The 23326-nt window shown below is 74.2% G+C and carries 24 protein-coding genes; 10 read left to right on the top strand and 14 right to left on the bottom strand.

The features are described from left to right. Positions 1-42: 42 nt before the first annotated feature. Together recG and ACFOX0_RS03755 are read right to left on the bottom strand one after the other, a co-directional pair. Positions 43-2250 carry an ATP-dependent DNA helicase RecG gene (recG, locus tag ACFOX0_RS03760; protein WP_377542051.1) on the bottom strand — a complete coding sequence of 736 codons (2208 nt, stop codon included), beginning with the start codon at positions 2248-2250 and terminating at the stop codon, positions 43-45. Beyond that, on the bottom strand, positions 2247-4046 hold the full coding sequence (locus tag ACFOX0_RS03755) for a DAK2 domain-containing protein (RefSeq protein WP_377542050.1): 1800 nt from the start codon (positions 4044-4046) through the stop codon (positions 2247-2249). The genes recG and ACFOX0_RS03755 overlap by 4 nt, the downstream gene beginning before the upstream one ends. 188 nt (positions 4047-4234) lie before the next feature. Between ACFOX0_RS03755 and rpmB the strand changes: the two genes are divergently transcribed. Beyond that, positions 4235-4426: a 50S ribosomal protein L28 gene (gene rpmB, locus ACFOX0_RS03750; protein WP_377542049.1), complete on the top strand. Its 192-nt coding sequence runs from the start codon at positions 4235-4237 to the stop codon at positions 4424-4426. An 84-nt stretch (positions 4427-4510) separates the two neighbouring features. Here the strand turns inward: rpmB and ACFOX0_RS03745 are convergent, their stop codons facing one another. Together ACFOX0_RS03745 and ACFOX0_RS03740 are read right to left on the bottom strand one after the other, a co-directional pair. After that, complete coding sequence (locus tag ACFOX0_RS03745; RefSeq protein ID WP_377542048.1) at positions 4511-4990, bottom strand: GNAT family N-acetyltransferase; 480 nt, start codon at positions 4988-4990, stop codon at positions 4511-4513. 23 nt (positions 4991-5013) lie between these two features. Beyond that, positions 5014-5952, bottom strand: a complete 939-nt coding sequence (locus ACFOX0_RS03740) for a thiamine-phosphate kinase (RefSeq protein ID WP_377542047.1) — start codon at positions 5950-5952, stop codon at positions 5014-5016. A 118-nt stretch (positions 5953-6070) separates the two neighbouring features. On the opposite strand from ACFOX0_RS03740, the gene ACFOX0_RS03735 reads away from it, so the two are divergent. Then, complete coding sequence (locus ACFOX0_RS03735; protein ID WP_377542046.1) at positions 6071-6304, top strand: Lrp/AsnC ligand binding domain-containing protein; 234 nt, start codon at positions 6071-6073, stop codon at positions 6302-6304. Beyond that, a complete protein-coding gene (locus ACFOX0_RS03730; protein ID WP_377542045.1) occupies positions 6305-6943 on the top strand; it encodes a DUF3515 family protein in 639 nt (212 codons plus the stop codon). Positions 6944-7028: 85 nt separating this feature from the next. On the opposite strand, the gene ACFOX0_RS03725 is transcribed toward ACFOX0_RS03730, so the two are convergent. From ACFOX0_RS03725 to ACFOX0_RS03715, 3 genes are all read right to left on the bottom strand, one after another. Further along, entirely contained in the window at positions 7029-7475 is a 447-nt protein-coding gene (locus ACFOX0_RS03725; RefSeq protein ID WP_377542044.1) for a hypothetical protein, read from the bottom strand. Continuing rightward, the gene (locus ACFOX0_RS03720) at positions 7472-9034 is read right to left on the bottom strand and encodes an O-antigen ligase family protein (protein WP_377542043.1); all 1563 of its coding nucleotides are present in this window, start codon (positions 9032-9034) and stop codon (positions 7472-7474) included. Before ACFOX0_RS03720 ends, ACFOX0_RS03725 begins: the two co-directional genes overlap by 4 nt. A 149-nt stretch (positions 9035-9183) precedes the next feature. Further along, the gene (locus ACFOX0_RS03715) at positions 9184-9411 is read right to left on the bottom strand and encodes a hypothetical protein (RefSeq protein WP_377542512.1); all 228 of its coding nucleotides are present in this window, start codon (positions 9409-9411) and stop codon (positions 9184-9186) included. A 243-nt stretch (positions 9412-9654) separates the two neighbouring features. Between ACFOX0_RS03715 and ACFOX0_RS03710 the strand changes: the two genes are divergently transcribed. Together ACFOX0_RS03710 and ACFOX0_RS03705 are read left to right on the top strand one after the other, a co-directional pair. Then, positions 9655-10503, top strand: a complete 849-nt coding sequence (locus ACFOX0_RS03710) for a helix-turn-helix domain-containing protein (RefSeq protein WP_377542042.1) — start codon at positions 9655-9657, stop codon at positions 10501-10503. Between the two features lies 1 nt (position 10504). Next, positions 10505-10717, top strand: coding sequence for a DUF397 domain-containing protein (locus ACFOX0_RS03705; RefSeq protein WP_377542041.1), 213 nt, complete (start codon positions 10505-10507; stop codon positions 10715-10717). Between the two features lie 113 nt (positions 10718-10830). Here the strand turns inward: ACFOX0_RS03705 and ACFOX0_RS03700 are convergent, their stop codons facing one another. The 5 genes from ACFOX0_RS03700 to ACFOX0_RS03680 form a co-directional block, all read right to left on the bottom strand. Beyond that, complete coding sequence (locus ACFOX0_RS03700; RefSeq protein ID WP_377542040.1) at positions 10831-11859, bottom strand: ROK family protein; 1029 nt, start codon at positions 11857-11859, stop codon at positions 10831-10833. Between the two features lie 158 nt (positions 11860-12017). Continuing rightward, positions 12018-12818 carry a putative protein N(5)-glutamine methyltransferase gene (locus ACFOX0_RS03695; RefSeq protein ID WP_377542039.1) on the bottom strand — a complete coding sequence of 267 codons (801 nt, stop codon included), beginning with the start codon at positions 12816-12818 and terminating at the stop codon, positions 12018-12020. Between the two features lie 14 nt (positions 12819-12832). Then, positions 12833-14023, bottom strand: coding sequence for a cystathionine gamma-lyase (locus tag ACFOX0_RS03690; RefSeq protein WP_377542038.1), 1191 nt, complete (start codon positions 14021-14023; stop codon positions 12833-12835). Positions 14024-14033: 10 nt separating this feature from the next. Further along, positions 14034-15032 carry an NAD(P)H-dependent glycerol-3-phosphate dehydrogenase gene (locus tag ACFOX0_RS03685; protein WP_377542037.1) on the bottom strand — a complete coding sequence of 333 codons (999 nt, stop codon included), beginning with the start codon at positions 15030-15032 and terminating at the stop codon, positions 14034-14036. Continuing rightward, on the bottom strand, positions 15029-15775 hold the full coding sequence (locus ACFOX0_RS03680; protein ID WP_377542036.1) for a lysophospholipid acyltransferase family protein: 747 nt from the start codon (positions 15773-15775) through the stop codon (positions 15029-15031). The genes ACFOX0_RS03685 and ACFOX0_RS03680 overlap by 4 nt, the downstream gene beginning before the upstream one ends. 170 nt (positions 15776-15945) lie before the next feature. On the opposite strand from ACFOX0_RS03680, the gene cofC reads away from it, so the two are divergent. The 5 genes from cofC to ACFOX0_RS03655 all read left to right on the top strand — a co-directional run bounded on the left by cofC (position 15946) and on the right by ACFOX0_RS03655 (position 21810). Next, complete coding sequence (gene cofC, locus ACFOX0_RS03675) at positions 15946-16596, top strand: 2-phospho-L-lactate guanylyltransferase (protein ID WP_377542035.1); 651 nt, start codon at positions 15946-15948, stop codon at positions 16594-16596. Between the two features lie 132 nt (positions 16597-16728). Beyond that, positions 16729-16926 carry a cold-shock protein gene (locus tag ACFOX0_RS03670; protein ID WP_377542034.1) on the top strand — a complete coding sequence of 66 codons (198 nt, stop codon included), beginning with the start codon at positions 16729-16731 and terminating at the stop codon, positions 16924-16926. A gap of 248 nt (positions 16927-17174) precedes the next feature. Further along, on the top strand, positions 17175-19361 hold the full coding sequence (locus tag ACFOX0_RS03665) for an RNA degradosome polyphosphate kinase (protein WP_377542511.1): 2187 nt from the start codon (positions 17175-17177) through the stop codon (positions 19359-19361). A 26-nt stretch (positions 19362-19387) separates the two neighbouring features. After that, on the top strand, positions 19388-20917 hold the full coding sequence (locus ACFOX0_RS03660; protein WP_377542032.1) for a CYTH and CHAD domain-containing protein: 1530 nt from the start codon (positions 19388-19390) through the stop codon (positions 20915-20917). Further along, entirely contained in the window at positions 20905-21810 is a 906-nt protein-coding gene (locus tag ACFOX0_RS03655) for an NUDIX hydrolase (protein ID WP_377542031.1), read from the top strand. Before ACFOX0_RS03660 ends, ACFOX0_RS03655 begins: the two co-directional genes overlap by 13 nt. A 102-nt stretch (positions 21811-21912) precedes the next feature. Here the strand turns inward: ACFOX0_RS03655 and ACFOX0_RS03650 are convergent, their stop codons facing one another. Both ACFOX0_RS03650 and leuD read right to left on the bottom strand, forming a co-directional pair. Further along, complete coding sequence (locus ACFOX0_RS03650; protein WP_377542030.1) at positions 21913-22515, bottom strand: HU family DNA-binding protein; 603 nt, start codon at positions 22513-22515, stop codon at positions 21913-21915. A gap of 210 nt (positions 22516-22725) precedes the next feature. Further along, positions 22726-23313 (bottom strand): 3-isopropylmalate dehydratase small subunit, encoded by a 588-nt coding sequence (gene leuD, locus ACFOX0_RS03645; protein ID WP_377542029.1) that lies wholly within the window; start codon positions 23311-23313, stop codon positions 22726-22728. Positions 23314-23326: the final 13 nt, after the last annotated feature.

Genomic DNA, 23326 nt, shown 5'->3' with positions numbered 1-23326 from the left:
CGCCGGGCGCCGTCCCGACGGTCCGGTGACCAGGACTCCGGCTCAGCCCTTTTCCAGGTATTCGGCGCGTTCGGCGTCGACCAGGGCTGCCACCGAGGCGGCCAGGGCCGGCTGGCGGTCCAGCCCCGGGTCGTCCTCGATCAGCGTGATCGCCTCGGTCCGGGCGTCCCGGATCAGGTTGCTGTCCCGCAGCAGCGACAGCAGCCGCAGGTGCGAACGTCGACCGGACTGGGTGGCGCCCAGCACGTCGCCCTCCCGACGCTGCTCCAGGTCGAGTTCGGCCAGCCGGAACCCATCCGTGGTGGAGGCGACCGCGGCCAGCCGTTCCCGGGCCGGCGTGCCCTCCAGGGCCTCGGTCACCAGCAGGCAGAGCCCGGCCGCCGCACCCCGGCCCACCCGGCCACGCAACTGGTGCAGCTGGGACACCCCGAACCGGTCGGCGTCCAGGACGATCATCACGGTGGCGTTGGGTACGTCCACCCCGACCTCGACCACCGTGGTGGCCACCAGCACGTCGATGTCGCCGGCCGCGAACGACCGCATCACGGTGTCCTTCTCGTCGGCCGGCAGCCGACCGTGCAGCACCCCGATCCGCAGCCCGTGCAGCGGCCCCTCGGCCAGCAGCGGGGCCACCTCGGTCACCGCCATCGGCGGCCGGCGGGTCGCCTCGTCCGGTGGCGGTTCCTCCTCCGACCCGGCGCCGTCGCCGATCCGCGGGCACACCACGTACGCCTGGTGGCCGGCCGCGACCTCCTCGCGCAGCCGGCGCCAGGCCCGGTCCAGGAAGGCCGGTTTCTCGCTGGCCGGTACGACGTGCGACGCGATCGGCGACCGCCCGCGCGGCAACTGGGACAGGGTGGAGATCTCCAGGTCCCCGTAGACCGTCATGGCCACCGTGCGCGGGATCGGGGTCGCGGTCATCACCAGCACGTGCGGGGGTTGTTCGGCCTTGGCCCGTAACGCGTCGCGCTGCTCCACCCCGAACCGGTGCTGCTCGTCGACGACGATCATGCCGAGGTCGGCGAAGTCGACGCCCTCGTACAGCAGGGCGTGGGTGCCGATCACGATGCCGGCCCGGCCGTCGGCCACCTCCTCCAACGCCCGCCGCCGGGCCGCCGCGCCGAGCGAGCCGGTGACCAGGGCGACCCGGGTGCCGTCCGGGTCACCGTCCAGCTCGCCGGCCCGACCGAGCGGGCCGAGCAGACCGAGGATCCCGCGGTGGTGCTGGGCGGCCAGCACCTCGGTCGGCGCCAGCATGACCGCCTGCCCGCCCGCGTCGACCACCTGCAGCATGGCCCGCAGCGCGCAGACCGTCTTGCCGGAACCCACCTCCCCCTGCAGCAGCCGGTGCATCGGGTGGGCGGTGGCCAGGTCGGCGGCCACCTCGTCGCCGACCTGCCGCTGCCCGGCGGTCAGCTCGTACGGCAGTCGGCCGTCGAACGTGGCCAGCAGGCCGTCGTCGCGGCGCGGCCGGGGTCGCGCCGGCCAGGACGCGGCCCGGTGCTTGCGCTGCACCAGGGTCAGCTGGACGGCGAACGCCTCGTCCCACTTCAACCGGTGCCGGGCCCGGTAGAGGTCCTCCTTGGTGGACGGTCGGTGGATCTCCCGCAGGGCGGTGGCGAGGCCGACCAGCTTGCGGCCGGCGCGCACGGTCGCCGGCAGCGGGTCCTCGGGCGGGGTGAAGGTGTCCAGCACCACCCGGACGCAGCGGGCGATCACCCAGGTCGGCACGGCCGCGGCGGCCGGGTAGACCGGGATCAGCGCACCGGCGAACTCCTCGATCTCCTCGCTGGCGGCCGTCTCGCCGTCCGCCGGACCGTCGCCGAGCAGGACGTACTCCGGGCCGTTGAGCTGGCGCTTGCCGCGGAACTCGGTGACCTTCCCGGCGAACAGTCCCCACCGGCCGGGCCGCAGGTCCCGTTCCCGCCACGCCTGGTTGCCGAAGAAGGTCAGGGTGAGCGTGCCACCCGAACCGTCCGCGACGGTCACCTCCAGCAGGTTGCCGCGCCGCTGCCGCATCGGCCGTACGGTGGTGTTGCGCACCTGACCGAGCACGGTGACCTGCTCGCCCACCTCCAGCGCGCGGATGTCGGTGTGCTCGCCGCGCTCGTCGTAGCGGCGCGGGAAGTGGTAGATCAGGTCGCCGGCGGTGTGCAGGTCGAGGTGTTTGGCCAACGCCTTGGCCGTCTTGTCCCCCACCAGCTTCGTCAGCGGAGTGTCCACCGTGGACGAAGACGACGACTCGCTCACTCGACCCCCACGAGCAACGGGTAGTGCGGTTGACCACCGGGATAGACGTGCACCTCCACGAACGGCCACCGCTGCGCGACGTGCGCCCGGACCGCGTCGGCCAGGCCGGCCGGGGCGTCCGCGCCGAGCAGCAGGGTGACCAGCTCACCGCCGCCGCCGAGCATCCGGTCCAGCAGCGCCGCGCAGGTCTCGACCAGGTCCGTGCCGATCAGGTTGACCTCGCCCTCCACCAGCGCGAGCACGTCGCCCGGCTGGCACCGGCCGGCCACGGTCAGCGCCTCCCGGCCGGCGTGGCAGACCTCGGCGTACCGGCAGGCCCCGGCCGCCTCGGCCATCGCGATCACGTCGTCCTCGAACCGGCGGGCCGGATCCCGGACGGCGAGCGCGGCCAACGCCTGCACCGGCGACCGGGTCGGCACCACGCGCACCTGCACGCCGAGCGGGTCCGCCTCCCGGGCCGCGGCGCCGGCCACCGCCCGGGTGTCCGGGTCGTTCGGCAGCACCACCACCCGGGCCGCCCCGGTGGCGCGTACCGCGTCGAGGAGTTCGCCGGTGGACGGGTTGCCGCCCACCACGACCGCGCCCTCGGCCGCGAACAGCTCGGCCAGGCCGTCCCCGGCCGCGACCACCACGGCCGCCCGGTCGTTTGGTTCCGGCGGCGCGACGGCGCCGCCGGGGCGTCCGTCGGGCCCCCGGTCGACCGGTCCGGCCGCCGGGGACGGTGCCACCGCATCGGGACGTCCGCCGTCGCCGTGCGCGTGGTCGGCGCGCGCGCCGAGGGCGTGGGCGTGGCCCATCGGACCGTCGTGGGCGTGGCCCGTCCGCGCGGCGCGTTGGTCGTCGAACCGGGTCACCGAGATCCGGTACGGGCGGCCGGCCTCGATCGCGGCCTCCAGCGCGGCGCCGACGTCGTCGACGTGGACGTGCACGTTCCAGGTGGACGATCCGTCCGGACCGGCGTCGTCGTCGCCGACCACCACCAGCGAGTCGCCGAGCCCGCTCAGCGTGGCCCGCATTCGGCGCACCGCCGCCGGCTCGGCGGCCAGCAGGAACTGCACCTCGTAGGCGTACCCGGAGGAGGTCGCCGGCGCCGGGCGGGCCGGTTCCGGCGCGGCGGCCGCCGCCTGCGGCGCGGCCGGCGCGGCGCGGGTCGGGCGCTGGCCGGCGGCGCCCGCCACCACCTCGACCAGCGCCTCCAGCAGCAGGCAGAGGCCGCGCCCGCCGGCGTCGACCACGCCGGCGTCGGCCAGCGCCGGCAGTTGCTCGGGGGTACGGGTCAACGCCTCGGCGGCGGCCGTCGCGGCGGCCCGGACCACCGTGCCCAACTCGTCGGTGTCGGCGCGTTCGGCCGCCGTCGCCGCGGCGGCGACCACGGTGAGCAGGGTGCCCTCGACCGGGTCGGCGACCGCGGCGTAGGCGGCCTCAGTGGCCGCCCGCAGGGCCCGGGCGACGGCCCGCCCGCGCACCGCCGGCACCTCCCGCACCGAGTCGGCGAACCCGCGCAGGATCTGCGCCAGGATCACGCCGGAATTGCCCCGGGCGCCGAGCAGCGCCCCGCGCGCCATCAGCCGCAGCACGTGCCCGTGGCCGGTGCCGTCCGCGCCGGCCGACCGGTCCAGGCCGAGCGTCCGGGCCTGGTCGGCGGAGTTCAGGGTGAGCACCATGTTGGTGCCGGTGTCGCCGTCCGGAACGGGGTAGACGTTGAGGTCGTCGATCTCCCGCTGGTGCCGTTTGAGCGCGGCCAACCCGTCCGTGCACCACCGGTTCACGGCGGCGGCGTCGAGGGTTTCCAGCACGGCCAGAAGCCTACTGGCGCCGACCGACACCCGCCCGGCGCACCGCGCCGGGTACGGTACGGGTGGACCAGCCGGTCGCCGGTGGCGGAGCGATTGGCCGGGGCGACGGGGCATCGGGTACCCTGGCCAGGTTGCCCGGGCAACGCCTGGCGGCGACTTCATGAACGCATCAATATCAGGAGTATCCCGTGGCTAGCGTGTGCGACGTCTGTGGCAAGGGGCCGGGCTTCGGCCACAACGTGCCGTGGTCGAAGAAGAAGACCAACCGCCGCTGGAATCCGAACATCCAGTCCGTGCGTACCCCGGCCGGCGGTGGCACCACCAAGAAGCTGAAGGTCTGCACCTCGTGCATCAAGGCCGGCAAGGTGGTGCGCGCCTGACGTCGGCGCGCCGCCGCACCACATCGTGAATCAACCGCCGGGTCAGGCTGACCCGGCGGTTGATTTCGTTCCCCGGGACCGCGCTCAGAGCGTCCGGCCGAAGGACAGGCAACCCGGTTCGTCGCGGTAGTAGCCGAAGTTCGCGATCCGCTGATAGCCGGCCGAGACGTACATGGCGATGGCCTCCGGCTGCTTGTCGCCGCACTCCAGGATGAGCCGTTCCCGGCCGTGCGCCCGGACGGACGCCTCGACGGCGGTCAGCACCGCCCGGGCCACGCCCCGACCCCGGGCCCGGGCCGCCGTGAACATCCGCTTCAGCTCGGCCGTGTCGCCGGCCGCGCCGTGACTGCGCCAGCCGCCGCAACCGACCGGCTCGCCGGCCAGGTAGGCGACCAGGAAGGCGCCGGCCGGCGGGTCGAACTCCGCCCCGTCGACCGGCGTCTCGTCGCCGCCGCCGCCGTAGCGCTCGCCGAGGTCGGCCAGGGCCGCCGCGACCAGCAGCCGGGCGTCGGGGTGGTCGTACCGGACCGGCCGGATGTCCAGCTCGATGTCGAGATCACGCACCCGGCAAGGGTACGACCGGCCGGTCAGCGGAAGTGGTCCCAGCCGGCCGGGCCGGTGAACGGGCGGCCGTCCACGGTCACCCCGCTGCCGTGCACCACGTGGCCGACGGCCCGCCAGCCGTCCGGCAGCGGCACGTCCTCGGGGAAGGCCGCGGCCAGCGCGTGGTCGTCGCCCCCGGCCAGCAACCAGGCGTACGGGTCGACCCCGAGCGCCGCCGCCGCGTCCCGCATCTGGTCCGGTACGTCGAAGGCGGACCGGCGCAGATCGATCGCCACCCGGCTGGCGGCCGCCAGGTGCCCCAGATCGGCCAGCAGCCCGTCCGACACGTCGACCATGGCGGTGACCCCCCGCACCGCGGCGGTCGGCCCGGCCGCGTACGGCACCACCGGCCGGCGGTACGCGTCGACCAGCAGCTTGGGCGTCCGGAAGCCACGGGACAGCACGGTGTAGCCGGCCGCCGCGTACCCGGTGCGGCCGGCCAACGCGATCACGTCGCCCGCCCGGGCACCGTCCCGCAGCACCGGCGGCCGACCGCCGAGGTCGCCGAGGGCGGTGACCGCGACGGTCAGCGTGGGGCTGGCCGACACGTCCCCGCCCACCACGCCCGCCCCGACCGAGGCCGCCTCGGCGGACAACCCGTCGGCCAGCCCTTCGGCCCAGCCGAGTTCCAGGTCCGGCGGGACGCAGAGGGCCACCAGCAGCGCCGTGGGCGCCGCTCCCATGGCCGCGATGTCCGCCAGATTGGCCGCGGCGGCCCGGTGCCCGACGTCGACCGCGCTGGACCAGTCCCGACGGAAGTGCCGCCCCTCCACCAGCACGTCGGTGGAGGCGACCACCCGCCCGTCCGGCGCGGCCACCACGGCCGCGTCGTCCCCCGGCCCGAGCAGACAGGCCGGTGCGGCGCCCAGCCGGGCGGTGATCCGATCGATCAGGCCGAACTCGCCGGCCGCCGAGACAGTCACGAGTTCACCTTGATCACGTTGAGCACGCTGTGCCTCCGTAGCAACCGGTAGCGATCCGACCTGATCCGTGCGGTATTTTCACTCACTGAGCCGCTCGGCGGCGGACGGGAGTCGGGTCATGGTTCAGGCGTACATCCTCATCCAGACCGAGGTCGGCAGGGCACGTGACGTGGCCGGTGCGATCGGGGAAACCCCGGGCGTCGTCCGCGTCGACGCGGTCACCGGCCCGTACGACGTGGTCGTGCTCACCGAGGCGCACACGGTCGACGAGCTGGGAAAGATGATCGTCAGCAAGATCCAGATGGTGCCGGGGATAACCCGCACCCTCACATGTTCGGTGGTGCGACTGTAGGTGGGCCAGATCACTTCGACCCGGACCGGCCGGACCGACCCGGCCGGTACCGGATCCGACCGGACGACCCGACAGGCCGCGATCTGGGCGACGGTGGTCGCCGTTCCGGTGGCGGCGCTGGTGGCGGTGCTGGCGATCACCGGGCTCGGGCCGGACGAGCCGGCCGCCGCACCCGCGCCGACGGCCTCGGTCGGCCCGTCGACGGCGACGGCGGGTCCCCGGTCGACCAGTCCGGTGCCGATGGCCGCACCGCCGTTGTCGGACCGGGCCGCCACCGTGTGCCGGGCGCTGATCTCGCGGCTGCCCGCCACCATCCGCGACCTGGCCCAGCGTCCGGTCACCACCGGACCGGAGCAGAACGCCGCGTACGGCGATCCGGCGCTGACGGTCGGGTGCGGCCGGCCGGCGCCGGCCTTCCCACCCACCGACGACGTCTGGGCGGTCAACTCGGTCTGCTGGCATCCGGTGCAGCAGCCGGATGCCGTGGTGCTGACCACGGTCGACCGCGAGATCCCGATCACCGTCACCGTGCCGGGCCGGTACGCGCCACCGTTGCAGTGGGTCGCCCCGATCTCGACGGCCGCGGTCGAGTCGGTGCCGTCGGCCACGACGCCCGTACCGTCGGGCTGTCGGGGCTGACGCCTCGGGTTCCCGCCGCCGGCCACCCGCATCGTGGCCGGCGGCGGGTCCGGGCCGGCCACGATGCGGGCCGACCGGGTGAGGACTACTTCGTCACGATCTGGATGTTGTGCTCGTCAACGGTCGTCTCGCACGGCCCCGGGCAGACGTCGGCGACCGCCCGCCCGAACGCCACGCCCTTGCGGAACGGCCGTTGGGTCGGGCTCACCGACAGGCTGAATCGCTGCTCCGAGCCGGTGCAGCGGACCGTGACGGTGTCGCTCTCGCCGCTGGCGATGGCGTTGCCGACGGCCTGGGTGACCCGCACCCGCAGGTAGCCCTCCGCCCGGCGCGGGCAGGTGAGGCTGACCGACGTGAAGACCACCGCGCCGTTCGCGTCGAGCCTCGCCTTGCCGCCGAGGTTGAGGGTCGCCGCGGGCGGCGACTCGGACTGGAGGCTGACCGCGGCGCCGGCCGGCACCGCGACCGCCGCCGTCGCGACCCCGGCGGCCACCGCCGCCAGCGCCACGAGCCGGGACCTGGACATGTTCATCTGAACTCCTTCACCGGATCTGGAACGGATGGTTCTTCCGAGAACCCCGCCCGAGCGCGCGGCGCCGGTACGCCGGCGACCGGAGGGGGTCCGTTTCTGGCAGGGCCGGCGATCCCGACGAGCAGACCGCCGACCAGCGGTAGCACCGCGATGTGCCAGAGGAAGTCGAAGCCGCTGTGCACGGCGAGCGCCACCAGCGCGGCCACGGCGCCGGCCCAGAGGGGCCGGTGGCGCCCGGCCGGCGCGCGCCGCGCCGTGGACCAGATCGTCGCGATCAGGACCAGCAGCAGCGCCGCGCCGATCGCGCCGAGGTCGACCAGCAGTTGCAGGTATTCGTCGTGGGCGTACAGCGCCACGGCACCCCGCCCGTCGGGCGAGTGCCAGAAGAACCGGGCCAGGCCGGGTCCGGTGCCGGCCAGCGGATACCGGGCGACCAGGTCGAGGGCCGCGCCGGCCGCGCCGCTGCGACCGGACGAGGCGGCCGTGCCGCGGCTTGCCAGAACCGCGGCCACCGGGCCGGAACCGAGCCGCCCGACGACCGCCGCGGCAACCAGCGACAGGCTCCCGGCCAGTGCGGCCGGCCGGATCCGCGCCGGCAGCCGGGGCACGCCGAGCGCGACGGCCGCGCCGGCCAGCAGGCCGGCCACCGCCAGGGTCGGCCGGGGTGGCCAGCCGACCGGGAACGACGGCGCGAGGGCGGCCACGGCGACCGCCGCGCCGAGCAGCGCCGGTGACGTCCGGGCCAGCGTCCGTCGTACCCCGGCGGCCAGCACGAGCACCAGGTAGCCGGCCAGCAGGGCGAGCAGGCCGGCCCGGCTCAGCGCCGCTCCGACGCCGACCACCATCAGGTAGCCGGCCGCGCCGAGCGGCACCGACCGGGGCCGGCCGACCAGCAGGGCCAGCCCGAGCAGGGCGAGCATGGCGAGCAGTGCCGCCGCGGCGTTCGGGTAGGTCAGCGTCGAGCCGCCCCGCCACAGCCGGTGCTCCACCGGTACGGCGAAACGGGGCAACCGCCAGGCAACGCCGACCCAGGAGGTCACCGCCACCCCGGCGCCGATCGCGATCAACGCCTCGGCCAGCCGCTCGCGCGCCGCCGGGCCGGCCCGGACGACCAGCGGCACCGCCACCGCCACCGTCCCGAGGGTGGCGAGGTAGCCCAGCGCCACCGGGTACTCGCCGGTCACCGCCGCCCGGGTCAACGCCCAGCCGGCCAACGCGGCACAGGCCGGCGCGAGCAGGCGTACCGGGGTGGGCCACCGGCGGTCGGCCGACGGCGGCGCGACGACGCCGTACGACCCGGTCCGAGCCGGGCCGGGCGCGTGCCCGGCCCGGCCCAGCGCGGCCCGGGCCAGCGCGACGATCGGGGCGGCGCAGACCAGCGCGGTCAGCAGCAGCCGGCCGGGGCGGTAGTAGCCGCCCTGGGCGACCACACCGGCCGCGACGGCGACGATCAGTACGACGAGGTCGGTCGGCAGCGCCCCGACCTGGCCCGACGGCCCGGCCGCGAGCGGCGGCGGCGTGGCCTGCGGCGGCACGGTGGTACGACCCGTCGAACGCACGTCTGTATCCCCCGTCGATCAGCGTGTGCGTGGTTGTGACGGTGTCTAGACGCGTGACCGGAGAGTCGCGTTGCGGTGACGGTCGGAGTTTTTTTCCGGCGACGGATTGGCCCGCTTCGCCGACCGGCGGCCGTTTCGCGGACCGGTGGTCAGTCGGTCTGGTCCGGCTTGCGGCGGCCCACGGCCAGCACCTTGACCCGCTGCCGGCCGGCCCGGACCATGCCGAGCGCCATGAACGCGCCGGCGATCCGGTCGGCGGCCTCCCGGTTGGTGGCGCCGACGACCTGACGCCGTCGCTCGGGTGCGACCCGCTCGTTGCGGCCGGCCGGCGTCAGCGGGCGCACGTCGGTGAGCACCACGAGGAAACGGGTCACGATCGGACGCCCGTGCTGGCCTCGGTCATCGTGCCGCCCTCCCGGTCGTCCGGGGCGAGCACGACGATCGGGTACGGGGGAAGCCCCGATCGCCGTGCGCCTCTCCTCCATCGCCCACCGCCGCCGTCACTCGACCACCGGAGGTGCGGATGTGGTGACAGATTCGCACTCGTGAAAACGTGAACGCAACTCTCACGACCTTTCTCTCATGCGGCTTATCCCATTGACTTGTGTCAGGATCGCCACATGGCACCCAAAACCGCTCGTGCTCGCCGCCTCGGTTTCGCGCTGCGCGCCTTTCGAGAGGCCGCCGGGCTGACCCTCGAGGAGGCGGCGGACGAAATCAACAGCACCCGTAGCACTCTCTCCCGCTACGAGAACGCGCAGACCCTGATCAGTCCGGCCACCGTACGCGCCCTGCTCACGCTCTACCGGGTCGCCCAGGACGAGGTGGCCACGGCCGTACAACTGGCCAAGGACGCACGTATTCCGGGCTGGTGGCAGTCGTACTCGTACGTCCTCGACCGACGCACGCTGGATTTCATCGCATTGGAGGCCGATGCCACTGGAATAGCGAATTTCGAACCGTCGGTGATTCCGGGACTGCTGCAGACCGCCGATTACATCCGGGCGGTGATGCGGGGAGCCCCGCACATTTTGACCGATCCCGACGTCGAACAGCGGGTGCAGGCCCGGTTGAGCCGGCAGCAACGGCTCGTCGAAAGCGAGCCACCCATTTTCGAGGCGATCATCGACGAGGGCGCGCTGTTGCGCCCGGTCGGCGGTGCGGACGTGCTGACGGCTCAGCTCAACCACCTGCTCAAGGCGTCCGAGCTGCCCAACGTCACGATCCAGGTGGTGCCGCTGTCGGCCGGTTACTACCGGGGCACCGGCGGCTCGCTGCACATTCTCGAATTCGCCGACCCGGAGGATCCCATTCTCGCCTCCGTCGAAACGGTCGCCGGACAGCTCACCCTCGACCGACCGGCGGACCTGCGTACCTGCACGAAGGTCATGGAACAGTTGCGGGCCGTCGCACTGAGCCCCGACGCGACCCGTGACCTGATATCCCGTCTCCTGCGGAAGGGACACTGAGGTGTCGACAACAACGCAAGCAGCGGCGCTGGCCGGCGCCGGTTGGCGCAAGAGCCGCCACAGCGGCGACGCGGGCGCCTGCGTGGAGGTGGCCCGGGCACCCGAGATCGTCGGGGTCCGGGACTCCAAGGACCCGCACGGTCACCGGTTGTGCTTCTCCCCCGCCGCCTGGGCGGCCTTCGCCGCGGCCCCGCCGACCCGGACCGGCGGCTGAGCGGCCCGATGACGGTCCCGGAGGGTACGGCGATTCCAGGGCGTCGAACCCTCCGGGACTCCCGCCGCAATGGTCGGGGGCGTCCACGCCGGGCCAGGCTGCGGCGCGGACCGTCAGGCCGCGCCGAGGGACTCCAGCGCGGCGATGGCCGCGCCCCGGGCACCGGCCATGTCCAGGTCCGGCACCAGGGCGAAAACGGCCGACGCGGCCTGTTCGGCGCGCAGCGCGGTGTTCTCCCGGACGGTGCCGAGGAACCACTCGCCGAACCGCGGGGTGGCCTCCACGACACCGCCGCCGACGAAGTAGGCGTGCGGGTCGGTGAAGTTGGCGGCGATGGTGAACAGCCGGCCGAGCGCCATCGCCTGCTGCTCGAAGATCCGGACGGCCAGCGGATCCCCGTCGACGCCGTACGACCGGACCAGCCGGGCGGCCTCGACCACTGACCGGGCCTGTGCGAGCGGATGCCCCGGGAAACGGCCGAGCCAGTACGGCAGCAGGTTGCGGGTGATGCCGGCCAGTGACGCCACGCTCTCCACGTCCCCGGCGTTGCCACAGGCGCAGACCGGCACCGGCTGGCCCTCGTCGAGCAGACCCTCCATCGGGATGGTGACGTGGCCCAGCTCGCCGGCCATCCCGGCGGCGCCCCGGACCACCCGGCCCTGCTCGACCAGCCCGCCGCCGAGCCCGGTGCCGACGATGGCGGAGACCGACGACCGCGCGGCGGCGTCGGTTCCGAAGTGGACGTGGTGGGCGTACAACGCCGCCGCGTTCCCGTCGTTGTGGTAGACGACCGGGATGCCGAGGCGCTTCTGCAGCGCGCCCCGGAAGTCGAAGCCGCGCCAGGCCGGCTCCGAGAAGTTGGTCGACCCCTTGGAGGAGATCACGCCGGTGGCGCTGGCCGGACCGGGCGAGTCCAGTCCCACGGCGGCCACCCGGGACCGGTCCGTCCCGGTGACCGCGAGCACCTGCTCCAGCGCGTCGGCCAGCGCTTCGACGGCCGCCGCCGGCCCGTCCAGCACCCGACTCGGCCGCTCCACCAGCCGGTCCACCAGGAACCGGCCCGACATGTCGAGCACCGTGGCGTTGTTGCTGGTACCGCCGTTGTCCAAGCCCACCACCACCGGTGGTTCCACGCTGCCCATCGTCGCGTCCTCCACTGCGCCGTCCGCCGCGGCCAGGGGCGGATCCGCGCCGAGACCCGCATCGTAACGGCCCGACCGGCCCACTGCCCGGTCCCAGGCCACTCCCTGACGAACGGGTTCGACCGGGTCATCGGCGCGGTGGGCCACCGGGCCGAGTCCTAGCCGGGCAGGCGGGCGGTGACGACCACGCCGACGCCGTCGGGTTCCCGTACCACTGTCGGTTCCAGCCCGGTGCGACGCAGCAGCGTGCCGAGCGGCTCGACCTGGCTGTCGCCCACCTCCACCGCGAGCCACCCGCCCGGGGCGAGCCAGTCCGGCGCCCGGCCCACGATGCGGCGCAGCACGTCGAGCCCGTCCGCGCCGCCGTCGAGCGCCAGGGCCGGTTCGTGCAGCCGGGCCTCGGGCGGCAGCAACGCGATCGCCGCCGACGGCACGTACGGGGCGACCGCCAGCGCCAGGTCGACGCGACCCCGGCGGTCGGCCGGCAGCGGGTCGAACAGGTCGCCCTGGAAGACCTGACCGCCGACGGCGGCCAGGTTGCGCCGGGCGCAACCGACCGCGACCGGGTCGAGGTCGACGGCGGCCAGCCAGCTCGGGGCGACGCGGTCGGCCACCGCGCAGGCGACGGCGCCGGAGCCGCAGCAGAGTTCCACCACGGCCGGCCGGTCGCCGGCCACCGCGACCGCGGCGGAGACCAGCAGCGCGGTGCGTTGCCGCGGTACGAACACGCCCGGCTCCACGCCGACCCGTCGGCCGCAGAACTCGACGAAGCCGACGATGTGTTCCAACGGCAGCCCGGCGACCCGCCGCTGCACCATGTCGGCCAGCTCCGCCGGGCCACCGGCCGCCGCCAGCAGCAGTTCGGCCTCGTCCTCGGCGAAGACGCAACCGGCCGCCCGCAGCCGGGCCACGACGTCGGCCCGGTGCGATGTCCCGGTGTCCGTGGGGTTGGCGCCCACGGGCGCCCCCGCGGTCAGCCGGTCTCCAGCGCCGCGGTCAGGTCGGCGACCAGGTCCGCGGTGTCCTCGACGCCGCAGGACAACCGGACGAACCCGGGCGGGGTGTCGTCCCCCCACTGCGCCCGCCGGTCGGCGGTGGTGTGCAGCCCGCCGAACGAGGTCGCCGCGAACACCAGGCGGGACCGGTCCAGGAACCGGGCGACCCGGTCGGCGGAACCCAGGTCGAACGAGACGATCCCGGGAATCCGGCGCATCTGCGCCGCCGCCACCGGGTACGCGGGATCACCGGGCAGGCCGGGCCAGCGCACCGCGGCCACGTCGGGCCGACCGGACAGCAGGGCCGCCACGGCGCCCGCGTTGGCCGACTGGCGGGCCAGTCGCAGGTCCAGGGTGGCCAGCGACCGGTGGGCGAGCCAGGCGTCGAACGCACCGGGGACCGCGCCGCTGCCGGACCGCCAGGCCCGGGCCGCGTCCAGCAGCGCCGGTTCGCGGGTGGCCAGGTAGCCGAGCAGCAGGTCCGAGTGGCCGGTCAGCGCCTTCGTCCCGGAGGCCACGACCAGGTCGGCGCCCAGGTCCAGGGGACGCTGGCCGAGCGGGGTCGCGGTGGTGTTGTCGACCGCGACCAGCGCGCCGGCCGCGTGGGCCCGCCGCGCCAACCCGGCCACGTCGCAGACGTCCAGGCCGGGGTTGGCCGGCGTCTCGAGCAGGAGCAGCCGTACGCCGGACAGCTCCGGATACGGCCCGACGGTCGGCGCGTGCAGCACCCGTACGCCCAGCGCGGTCAGCGTGCTGGCGGCGAACCGGCGTACCTCGAAGTAACCGTCGGCGGGGAGCACCACCGTGTCCCCGGCGCGTAGCACCGACAGCAGGGCGGCCGTGACCGCCGCCTGGCCGGAGGCGAAGGCGAGACAGTCGCCGCCCTCCAGCTCCCCGATCGCCGCCTCCAACAGCCGCCGGGTCGGGTTGTCCGGCCGGCCGTATCCGTTGCCGCCGGGCGGTGGCGGTCCGGCCGGGCCGAGGTGGTACGGCGCGGCGAACACCGGTCCGGGCAGGAACGGCTGCCCGGGCTCCGGCGCGGGCAACCCGGCGTGTACGCACCGGGTGCCGTCGCCGTACCCGTCGGGGGCGGTCGTCGGTCCGGTCGCCGCGGCCGGGGTCGGCCCGGCCGGTGCGGCGGCCGGGGTTCGCTCGTCCGGTCCGGTCATCGTGGTCCCGTCACTCCGGCTTGGTGGTGCGGCTCATCAGCGCGGACACCGCTATCCGCGGGTCGAGCCCCTCGTGGCAGACCAGCTCGACCTGTTCGGTGATCGGCATCTCCACCCGGTGCGCCCGGGCCAGGTCCCGGACCGCCAGCGAACTCTTGACCCCCTCGGCGGTCTGCCGGGTGGCGGTCTGGGCCTGTTCCAGGGTCTCGCCCCGGCCCAGGTGCTCGCCGAAGGTGCGGTTGCGGGCCAGCGGGGACGAGCAGCTGGCGACCAGGTCACCCATTCCGGCCAGGCCGGCGAAGGTGAGCGGGTCGGCGCCGAGCGCGACTCCCAGCCGGGCGGTCTCGGCCAGGCCACGGGTGATCAGCGAGGCGCGGGTGTTGTCGCCCAACCCCATCCCGGCGGCGATCCCGTACGCCAGGGCGATGACGTTCTTGACCGCGCCGCCCAGTTCCACCCCGATCACGTCGTCGTTGGTGTACGGCCGGAAGTAGGGCGTGGTGATGGCGTTCTGCACGAACCGGGCCCGGTCCATGTCCGGACAGGCCACCACGGTGGTGGCGATCTGCTCCGCGGCGATCTCCGGTGCCAGGTTCGGCCCGGAGACCACGGCCACCCGGTCCGCCGCGACCCCGGCCGTCTCGACGATCACCTCGCTCATCCGCTTGGTGGTGCCCAGCTCGATGCCCTTCATCAGGGAGACCAGCGTGGCGTCCGGGGCGATGAACCCGACCCACTCGGCCAGGTTGCCGCGCAACGTCTGCGCCGGTACGGCGAGCACCACCAGGTCCGAACCGGTGATCGCCTTACCGGGGTCGTCGGTGGCGGTCACCCGCTCGGGCAGGACCAGGTCCGGCAGGTACTGCGAGTTGCGGCGGTCCGTCCGGATCTCCTGCGCGACCTGGTCCCGGCGGGCCCAGATGACCACGTCCCGGCCCGCGTCGGCGAGCACCTTGGCGAACGCGGTCCCCCACGACCCAGCCCCGAGGACGGCCACCTGCCCGCTCATGCCGCCTCTCCGCTCCGCTGCGAGCCCTCTCCGCTCTCGGCGGCGTGGGTCGGGCGGGACCACAACGGCGGCGGCGTACCGCCGCGGATCTCGGCGACCATGTCCCGCAGCCGGAGCATGATCGTGTCGGTCATCTCGTCCAGGGTGGTCCTGGTCGGTGCCGCGCCCATCCACCGACTGAGGTCGACCGGCGGCCCGGCCTGCACCGTCACCGGGATCCTCGGCCGCAGGCCGATCTTCTTGGTCCGCGGGTCGAACAGGTCCTGCGCGCCCCACTGGGCCACCGGGATCACCGGCGCGCCGGTGGCCAGCGCCAGCCGGGCGGCCCCCGTCTTCCCCCGCATCGGCCACAGGTCCGGCTCCCGGGTGGTCGTGCCCTCGGGGTAGATGACCACCGCCCCGCCGGCGTTGATCGCCTCGACCAGCCGGTCCAGTGACCGGGCGGCGTCCACCGTGCCGCGCTCCACCGGGATCTGCTCGCACTTGTGGATGATCCAGCCGATCACCGGCACCCGGAAGATGCTCGCCTTGCCCAGGAACCGCGGCCACCGGCCCGCGTCGTAGATGTAGTGCGCCGACGTCAGCGGATCCGCGTGCGAGATGTGGTTCGGCACGATGATCACCCCACCCTCGGCGGGCAGGTGCTCCATGCCGGTCCAGGCACGGCGGGTCCACACGGTGAGCACCGGCTTGACCACCACCACGGCCAGCCGCCGCCAGAACCCCAGCCTGCGCCTTACCACCGTTCCTCCTCCACGTACCGCCGCCCGCGCGGACCGGGACGGCCCGCAGCGAAATCATGCCTGTTCGCTCCCGGTACGGCCAGCGCAGGGCCGGCCCGGGCGCGGGTGGGCGGCCCGCCGGAGCCGGGCGCGGGCGGCCGGCGTCGGACGGGACTGGCAGGATTGGCCGGGTGGGCGAGCAGAACTGGACGGTGCTGGTGCCGGTCAAGCGGCTCGACGTGGCCAAGAGTCGGCTGCGCGGCACCCTCGACGACGTACCCCATCAGGCCCTGGCCCTGGCGCTGGCGCAGGACACCGTGGCGGCGGCACGCGCCTGTCCGCAGGTCGCGGCGGTGCTGGTGCTGACGGACGACGCGGAGGCGACGGAGGCGCTGTCGGCGCTCGGCGCGCAGGTGCACGCGGACCCGCCCGGCGGCGGGCTCAACGAGACCTTCACGCTCGGTGGATCGCTGGTCACCGACGGGCCGGTGGCCGCGCTCACCGCGGACCTGCCGGCGCTGCGCCCGTTGGAGCTGGCGGCGGCGCTGCGGGCCGCCGCCGACGGCCCGGCCGGGGTACGCCGGTTCGTGACCGACACCCCGGGCACCGGCACGGTGCTGCTCACCGCACCCGAGGGGGTGCCGCTGGAGCCCCGCTTCGGCGAGGACTCAGCCACCGCGCACGCCGAGTCGGGCGCCGTCGCGTTGGCCGGACCCTGGCCGACCCTGCGCCGGGACGTCGACGTCCCGGCCGATCTCGCGGCGGCCGCGGTACTCGGCCTCGGCCGGCACACCGCCGCGCTGGCCCGCCGGCTCGCCCCGGTCCGCGCGGTCGACCACTGAACCTTTTTCAACCTGAACCGCGCGGTGCGCAAGCCGCGTCTTCGACCTCGGCCGATGCCGGAGCGCAAGGGGGGTTGAAAAAGGTTCACTGACGCCGCCCCGGCGGGCGGCCGACGGTGTACGGTGCTGCGCATGCAGGGCACCGTGGCGACGTACGACGAGCAGACCCGTTCCGGCACGCTGCTGCTGGACGACGGCGCCGAACTCGCCTTCCCGGCCGCCGCCTTCGACGCCTCCGGCCTGCGACTGCTCCGGCTCGGCCAGCGGGTCCGGATCGAACGCGACCCGGACGGCACGGTAACCAGGATCACGCTGCCCACGTTCCGCTGACCGGCGGTTCGCCCGCGGCCGCCCCCGCCGGCCCCGGCCGCGCGACCCAGACGACGGTTGATCGATCTATCGAGCCCGAGTTCATTTTCCGTTCACCCTGGTTGGGTGATGATGGGCGGGTGACCCCGCCGCGCCGCCGCCCCGCCCGCCCGACACCCGCCGACCCCGCACCGCCGAACGGCCGGTCCGCGGCCGGGTCCGCCAGCGCGAACGGCGACGACCCGGCGCCGCTGCCCGACCCGGCGTCGCTGCCCGACCCGCCGCAGCGACCCGCCCCGCCGGCCGGGCAACCGGCCGAGGCGCCGGGAGCGGACGCCAGCTCCGGCCTGGAGGAGGACTTCGAGGACCGGGCCGAGGAGGCCGAGCCGGAGCCGTTGCCGGCCGACCGGTTCCTCAACCGGGAGCTGTCCTGGCTCGACTTCAACGCCCGGGTGCTGGCCCTGGCCGAGGATCCCGGCACGCCGCTGCTGGAACGGGCCAAGTTCCTGGCCATCTTCGCCAGCAACCTGGACGAGTTCTACATGGTCCGGGTGGCCGGGCTGAAGCGCCGCCGGCAGGCCGGCCTGCCGGTCCGCGGTGGTGACCAGATGCCGTTGCGGACCCAGTTGGAGCTGGTCTCGGAGAAGGCCGCCGAACTGGTCGCCCGGCACGCCCGCTGCTTCGTCGACGAGGTGCAGCCCGCGCTGGCCGCCGAGGACATCCACCTGCTGCGCTGGGGTGACCTGGCGCCGGCCGAGCGGGAGCGGCTGCGCACCTACTTCCGCGAGCACATCTTTCCGGTGTTGACCCCGCTCGCCGTCGACCCGGCGCACCCGTTCCCGTACATCTCCAGCCGGTCGCTCAACTTGGCGGTGGCGGTGCGCGACCCGGGCGGCGGGCCGGAGTTCTTCGCCCGGGTCAAGGTGCCCAACAACGTGCCCCGGTTCGTCCAGGTGGAGCGGGAGGCGCCCGGCGCGCGCTTCCTGCCGGTCGAGGACCTCATCGCCACCCACCTGGGCCAACTCTTCTCCGGGATGCAGGTGGTCGAGTGCCACCTGTTCCGGGTCACCCGCAACGCCGAGGTGGAGGTGGACGAGGACCGGGACGAGGATCTGCTCCAGGCCCTGGAACGGGAGCTGGCCCGACGCCGGTTCGGCCCGCCGGTACGCCTGGAGGTCGACTCGTCCATCTCCGACCACGTGCTCGAACTGTTGGTCCGCGAGCTGGACATGGACAGCCACGACGTGCTGCGGGTGCCCGGACTGCTGGACCTGTCGTCGCTGTGGCAGGTGTACGAGGAGTCCGACCGGCCGGACCTCGCCGACCGGCCGTTCGTGCCGGCCACCCATCCCCGGCTGGTGGAGGGGGAGGTGCCGCGCAGCGTCTTCGCCACCCTGCGGGACGCGGACATCCTGGTGCACCACCCGTACCACTCGTTCTCCACCAGCGTGCAGCGGTTCATCGAGCAGGCCGCCGCCGACCCGCAGGTGCTGGCCATCAAGCAGACCCTCTACCGCACCAGCGGGGACTCCCCGATCGTCGACGCGCTGATCGAGGCCGCCGCGGCCGGGAAGCAGGTGGTGGTGCTGGTCGAGGTCAAGGCGCGGTTCGACGAGCAGGCCAACATCGGCTGGGCGCGGATGCTGGAGCGGGCCGGCTGTCACGTGGTCTACGGCCTGGTCGGGCTGAAGACGCACTGCAAGACCGCGCTGGTGGTCCGCCAGGAGGGCAACCAGATCCGCCGCTACTGCCACATCGGCACCGGCAACTACCACACCAAGACGGCCCGGCTGTACGAGGACTTCGGCATGCTCACCGCCGATCCGGCGATCGGCGCCGACCTGACCGACCTGTTCAACGTGCTGACCGGCTACAGCCGGCAGACCGTCTACCGCCGGCTGCTGGTCGCCCCGCACGGCGTACGGCGGGGGCTGGTCGAACGGATCGAGCGGGAGATCACGAACGCCCGGCGGGGCGTACCCGGGCTGGTCCAGATCAAGGTCAACTCGTTGGTGGACGAGGACGTCATCGACGCGCTCTACCGGGCCTCCCGGGCCGGGGTGCGGGTGGATCTGCTGATCCGGGGGATGTGCACGCTGCGGCCCGGGGTGGACGGCCTGTCGGAGAACATCCGGGTGCGCTCGATCCTCGGCCGCTTCCTGGAGCACTCCCGGGTGTTCCGGTTCGGCAACGACGGCGAGGACGAGTTCTGGATCGGGTCGGCCGACCTGATGCACCGCAACCTGGACCGCCGGGTCGAGGCCCTGGTCCAGGTCACCGACCCGGTCGCCCGGGCCGAACTCGACCATCTGATGACGACCGCGATGAGCCCGGACGTCGAGGCGTTCGAGCTGGCCGGGGACGGCGGTTGGCGGCACCGGACCGGCCCGCCCGAGCAGCCGCTGCCGCACCTGCAGGAGGCCCTGCTGCGCCGCGTCGTCGGCCGGACCGGCTGACCCGGCGGCGCGGGTAGGCTGGCGCGATGGTGGAGGAGGAACGCAAGTACCAGGTCGGGCCGGACTTCACCCTGCCGGACCTGAGCGGTTGCCTCCCCCCGGGTGGCAGCCTGGCCGGCCTGCCGGCGGTGACCCTGACCGCCACCTACTACGACACCGCCGACCTACGACTGGCTCGGGCCGGGGTGTCGTTGCGGCACCGCAGGGGCGACGCCGAGCCGTGGACGGTCAAGCTGCCCGCCGGCCCGGTCGGCGTACGGCACGAGATCTCCCGCACCGGCCGTCGGTCGACGCCGCCGGCGGAGTTGGTGGAACTGGTCACCGTGTTCTCGCGGGGCGCCGCGCTGGAACCGGCCGCGGTGGTGCGCACCGAGCGGCACGCGTACGAGATCCGGGACCCCGACGACCGGGTGCTCGCCGAGATCGCCGACGACGCCGTGTCGGTGCTGTCCGGTCGGCGGGTGGTCCGCCGGTTCCGGGAGATCGAGGTGGAACGCAAGGGTGGCGACCGGGACCTGCTCGACGCGGTGGCGGCGGCGCTGACCGGAGCCGGTGCCCGGGCCGGCGGTTTCACCCCGAAGCACGTCCGGGCGCTCGGTCCGGCCGCGGCCGGCGAGCCGGAGCTGGTCGCGCCCGCCGACCCACCGGCCGAGCCGACCGCCGCGCAGGTGGTGACGGCGGCGGTACGCCGGTCGGTCGGTCGGTTGCTGGCGCACGACCCGCTGGTCCGGTTGCGCGCCCCGGTCGGCGACGACGACACGGCCGTGCACCAGATGCGGGTGGGCTGCCGACGGCTGCGCAGCGACCTGCGTACCTTCGGGCCGCTGCTGCGTACCGACTGGGCCCGGTCGCTGCGCGACGAGCTGAAGTGGCTGGCCGACGTGCTGGGCGCGGCCCGGGACGCCGAGGTGCTGCGGGCCCGGTTGCGACGCACCGCGGCGGCCGACCCGGCCTGCCCGCTGGACCCGGCGGCGGTGGACCGGATCGACGCGGCGCTGGTGGCCCGGCAGGACCGGGCGGCGGCGGCCGTGGCCGAGGCGCTCCGCTCGGCCCGTTACCTCGCCCTGGTCGAGACGCTGGTCGCGGCCGCCCGGGCGCCCGAACTCACCGCGGCCGCCGGCGGTCCGGCGGCCGAGGTGCTGCCCCGGCTGGTCGCCAAGCCCTGGCGCGGGCTGGCCGCCGGCCGGGCCGACGGGCCCGGTGCCGGCTCGCTGGACCCGCTCGCTCCGGACACCGACTGGCACGCGGTGCGGATCAACGGCAAGAAGGCCCGGTACGCGGTGGACGCGGTGGCCCCGCTCGTCGGCGGCGGTGCCGCCAAGCTGGCCAGGTCGTTGTCCCGGGTACAGAACCTGCTCGGTGAGCACCAGGACGCGGTGGTGGCGGCGCAGGCCTGGCTGGACGTCGCCCGGGAACATCCGGCGGACCACGAACTCGCGGTCACCGCCGGGCGGCTGTACGAGCGGGAACGGAACGCGGTCCGCTCGGCCCGGGCGGCCTTTCCCGACGCCTGGCGCCGGGCGACGAAGAAGGGGCGGACGAGGTGGTTGCGGTGACCCCGGTCCGGGCGGCCGGCGGTGTGGTGTGGCGCCCGGGTCCGCCCGGTGTCGACCCGCCGACCGGCTCCGTCGAGGTGTGCCTGGTGCACCGGCCCCGCTACGACGACTGGTCGCTGCCCAAGGGCAAGCTGGATCCCGGCGAGCACCCGTTGCTGGCCGCCGTCCGGGAGGTGGCCGAGGAGGCCGACGTCCGGGCGGTGCCCCAGGTACGGCTGCCCGAGGCGCGGTACTTCAGTCTCGGCCGGCCGAAGGTCGTCGACTACTGGTCGATGGCGGCCGTGGGTGACGGTGGTTTCCAACCACAGACCGAGGTCGACGAGGTCCGGTGGCTGCCGGTCGGGGCGGCCGTCGACCTGGTGACGTACCCGCACGACGCCCGGGTGCTGCGGGCGTTCGCCGCGCTGCCGCCGGTCACCTCGGTGCAGGCGTTGGTCCGGCACGCCAGCGCGCACCGGCGCGGCGCCTGGACCGGGCCGGACACCGCCCGGCCGCTGGACGCGGCCGGGTGGGCCCAGGCCCGGGCGGTGGCGCCGTTGCTGGCGGTGGTCCGGCCGCAGCGGTTGGTCTCCGCCTCGGCGCTGCGCTGCGTGCAGACCCTGGACCCGTTGGCCGAACTGCTGGACCTGCCGATCGAGGTGGACTCCTGCTTCGACGAGCCGAAGCCGGGCCAGGACGTCGAGGAGAACGCGCTGTCCGCCGCCGCCCGGTTGGTGGAGTTGACCGCGACCGGGGTGCGGGTGGCGATCTGCAGCCAGGGCAAGGTGATGCCGCAGGCGTTGGACCGGCTGGGACCGGCCGGCGACGACCACGCCACCGGCAAGGGCGCCGGCTGGCTGTTGGCGTACTCGGGGCAGCGGCTGGTGGCCGCCGACCGCCTCACGCCCGTCTGACGTCCGCTGTGCGGCCTTCGGGCCGCCGTGTCCACCCGGAGGGGTGGCCGGACACGGAAAGGGCGTCCACCGGGCCGGTGGACGCCCTTTCCGAGGGCCGGGTCAGCGACGGGCGGCTGACTTCTTGGCCGGCGCCTTCCTGGCGGGGGCCTTCTTGGCGGGGGCCTTCTTGGCCGCCGTGGTCTTCTTCGCCGTGGTGGCCTTGGTGGTGGTCTTCTTGGCCGCCGTGGTCTTCTTGGCCGCCGCGGTCTTCTTGGCGGCGGTGGCCTTGGTGGTGGTCTTCTTGGCCGTGGTCTTCTTCGCGGCCGCCGTCTTGCTCGGCGCCGCCTTCGTGGTGGTCTTCTTGGCCGCCGTGCTCTTGGCGGCGGTCGTCTTGGTCGCCTTCGCGGCCGTCGCGGTCTTCTTCGCGGCGGCGGTGGCCTTCGGCACCTTGCCGCTGGCGACCATCTCCTTGAAGCCGGCGCCGGGCCGGAAGGCCGGCACGGATGTCTTCTTGACCTTCACCGCCTCACCGGTACGCGGGTTGCGCGCTGTTCGCGCGCCTCGGACGCGCTTTTCGAACACTCCGAAGCCGGTGATCGCCACACGGTCGCCCTTGGTGACCGCGGCCTGAACCTCCGCGAGAACCGCGTCGAGCGCCGACATTGCCGTCTTCCGGTCCCCGAGACGCTCCGAGAGCGCCTCGATGAGCTCGGCCTTGTTCACGACTTCCCTCCCAATGTGCAACTGGACTCAACGCGAGCCATTCTGCGCGCACGGTATGCCCTATGACACCCAGACACAAACATCTGCTCGAAAAAATCCGTTGTGTCGTAACGGATTCGTTCGTGCCGGTGTTGGGGAGAGCGCCGGAAGGTGTGGGTTGGCAAGGAAATCCGGCGGGCCCGGGAGGTATCCCGGGCCCGATCCGGGCGGCTATCCCACCACCGGCAGCAGAGCCGACCGACGCTGTTCGAAGGCGGCGATCGCCGCCTCGTGGCGCAGGGTCAGTCCAATGTCATCGAGGCCCTCCAGCAACCGCCAGCGGCTGAAGTCGTCCAGCGGGAAGGGCCAGGTCGACCCGGCGGCCCGGACCTCGCGGGCGGACAGGTCCACCTCGATCGGCAGGGTCGGATCGGCCGCCACCCGGTCCCAGAGTTCCTCAATCGCCGTCAATGGCAGCTCGACCGGCAGGAGCCCTTCCTTGAGCGAGTTGCCGCGGAAGATGTCGCCGAAGCCGGGCGCCAGCACGGCCCGGAATCCCCAGTCCTTCAATGCCCAGACGGCGTGCTCCCGGGACGACCCGACGCCGAACTCCGGGCCGGCCACCAGAATCGAGGCACCCGAATACGCTTGATCGTTCAGCACGAATTCGGGGTCCTCCCGCCAGGCGCTGAACAACCCGTCGGCGAATCCGGTCCGGGTGACCCGCTTGAGGTACACGGCCGGGATGATCTGATCCGTATCCACGTTGGACCGGCGCAGCGGGACCGCCGTACCGGTGTGCACGGTGAACTTCTCCATCGTCTGTGGCTCC

The organism is Micromonospora zhanjiangensis (assembly GCF_042650605.1).
Classification (GTDB): domain Bacteria; phylum Actinomycetota; class Actinomycetes; order Mycobacteriales; family Micromonosporaceae; genus Micromonospora_J; species Micromonospora_J zhanjiangensis.
The sequence above is the reverse complement of the archived record's forward strand: the minus strand, read 5'-3'. Positions and strand labels throughout refer to the sequence as shown.

Coding starts and splice junctions, on each gene's coding strand:
- ACFOX0_RS03685 (WP_377542037.1), bottom strand. CDS start 15,032: ATGAGCGGGCAGGTGGCCGTCCTCGGGGCTGGGTCGTGGGGGACCGCG.
- ACFOX0_RS03670 (WP_377542034.1), top strand. CDS start 16,729: ATGCAGGGCACCGTGGCGACGTACGACGAGCAGACCCGTTCCGGCACG.
- ACFOX0_RS03710 (WP_377542042.1), top strand. CDS start 9,655: ATGGCACCCAAAACCGCTCGTGCTCGCCGCCTCGGTTTCGCGCTGCGC.
- leuD (WP_377542029.1), bottom strand. CDS start 23,313: ATGGAGAAGTTCACCGTGCACACCGGTACGGCGGTCCCGCTGCGCCGG.
- ACFOX0_RS03660 (WP_377542032.1), top strand. CDS start 19,388: ATGGTGGAGGAGGAACGCAAGTACCAGGTCGGGCCGGACTTCACCCTG.
- ACFOX0_RS03700 (WP_377542040.1), bottom strand. CDS start 11,859: ATGGGCAGCGTGGAACCACCGGTGGTGGTGGGCTTGGACAACGGCGGT.
- ACFOX0_RS03725 (WP_377542044.1), bottom strand. CDS start 7,475: ATGAACATGTCCAGGTCCCGGCTCGTGGCGCTGGCGGCGGTGGCCGCC.
- ACFOX0_RS03735 (WP_377542046.1), top strand. CDS start 6,071: ATGGTTCAGGCGTACATCCTCATCCAGACCGAGGTCGGCAGGGCACGT.
- ACFOX0_RS03690 (WP_377542038.1), bottom strand. CDS start 14,023: ATGACCGGACCGGACGAGCGAACCCCGGCCGCCGCACCGGCCGGGCCG.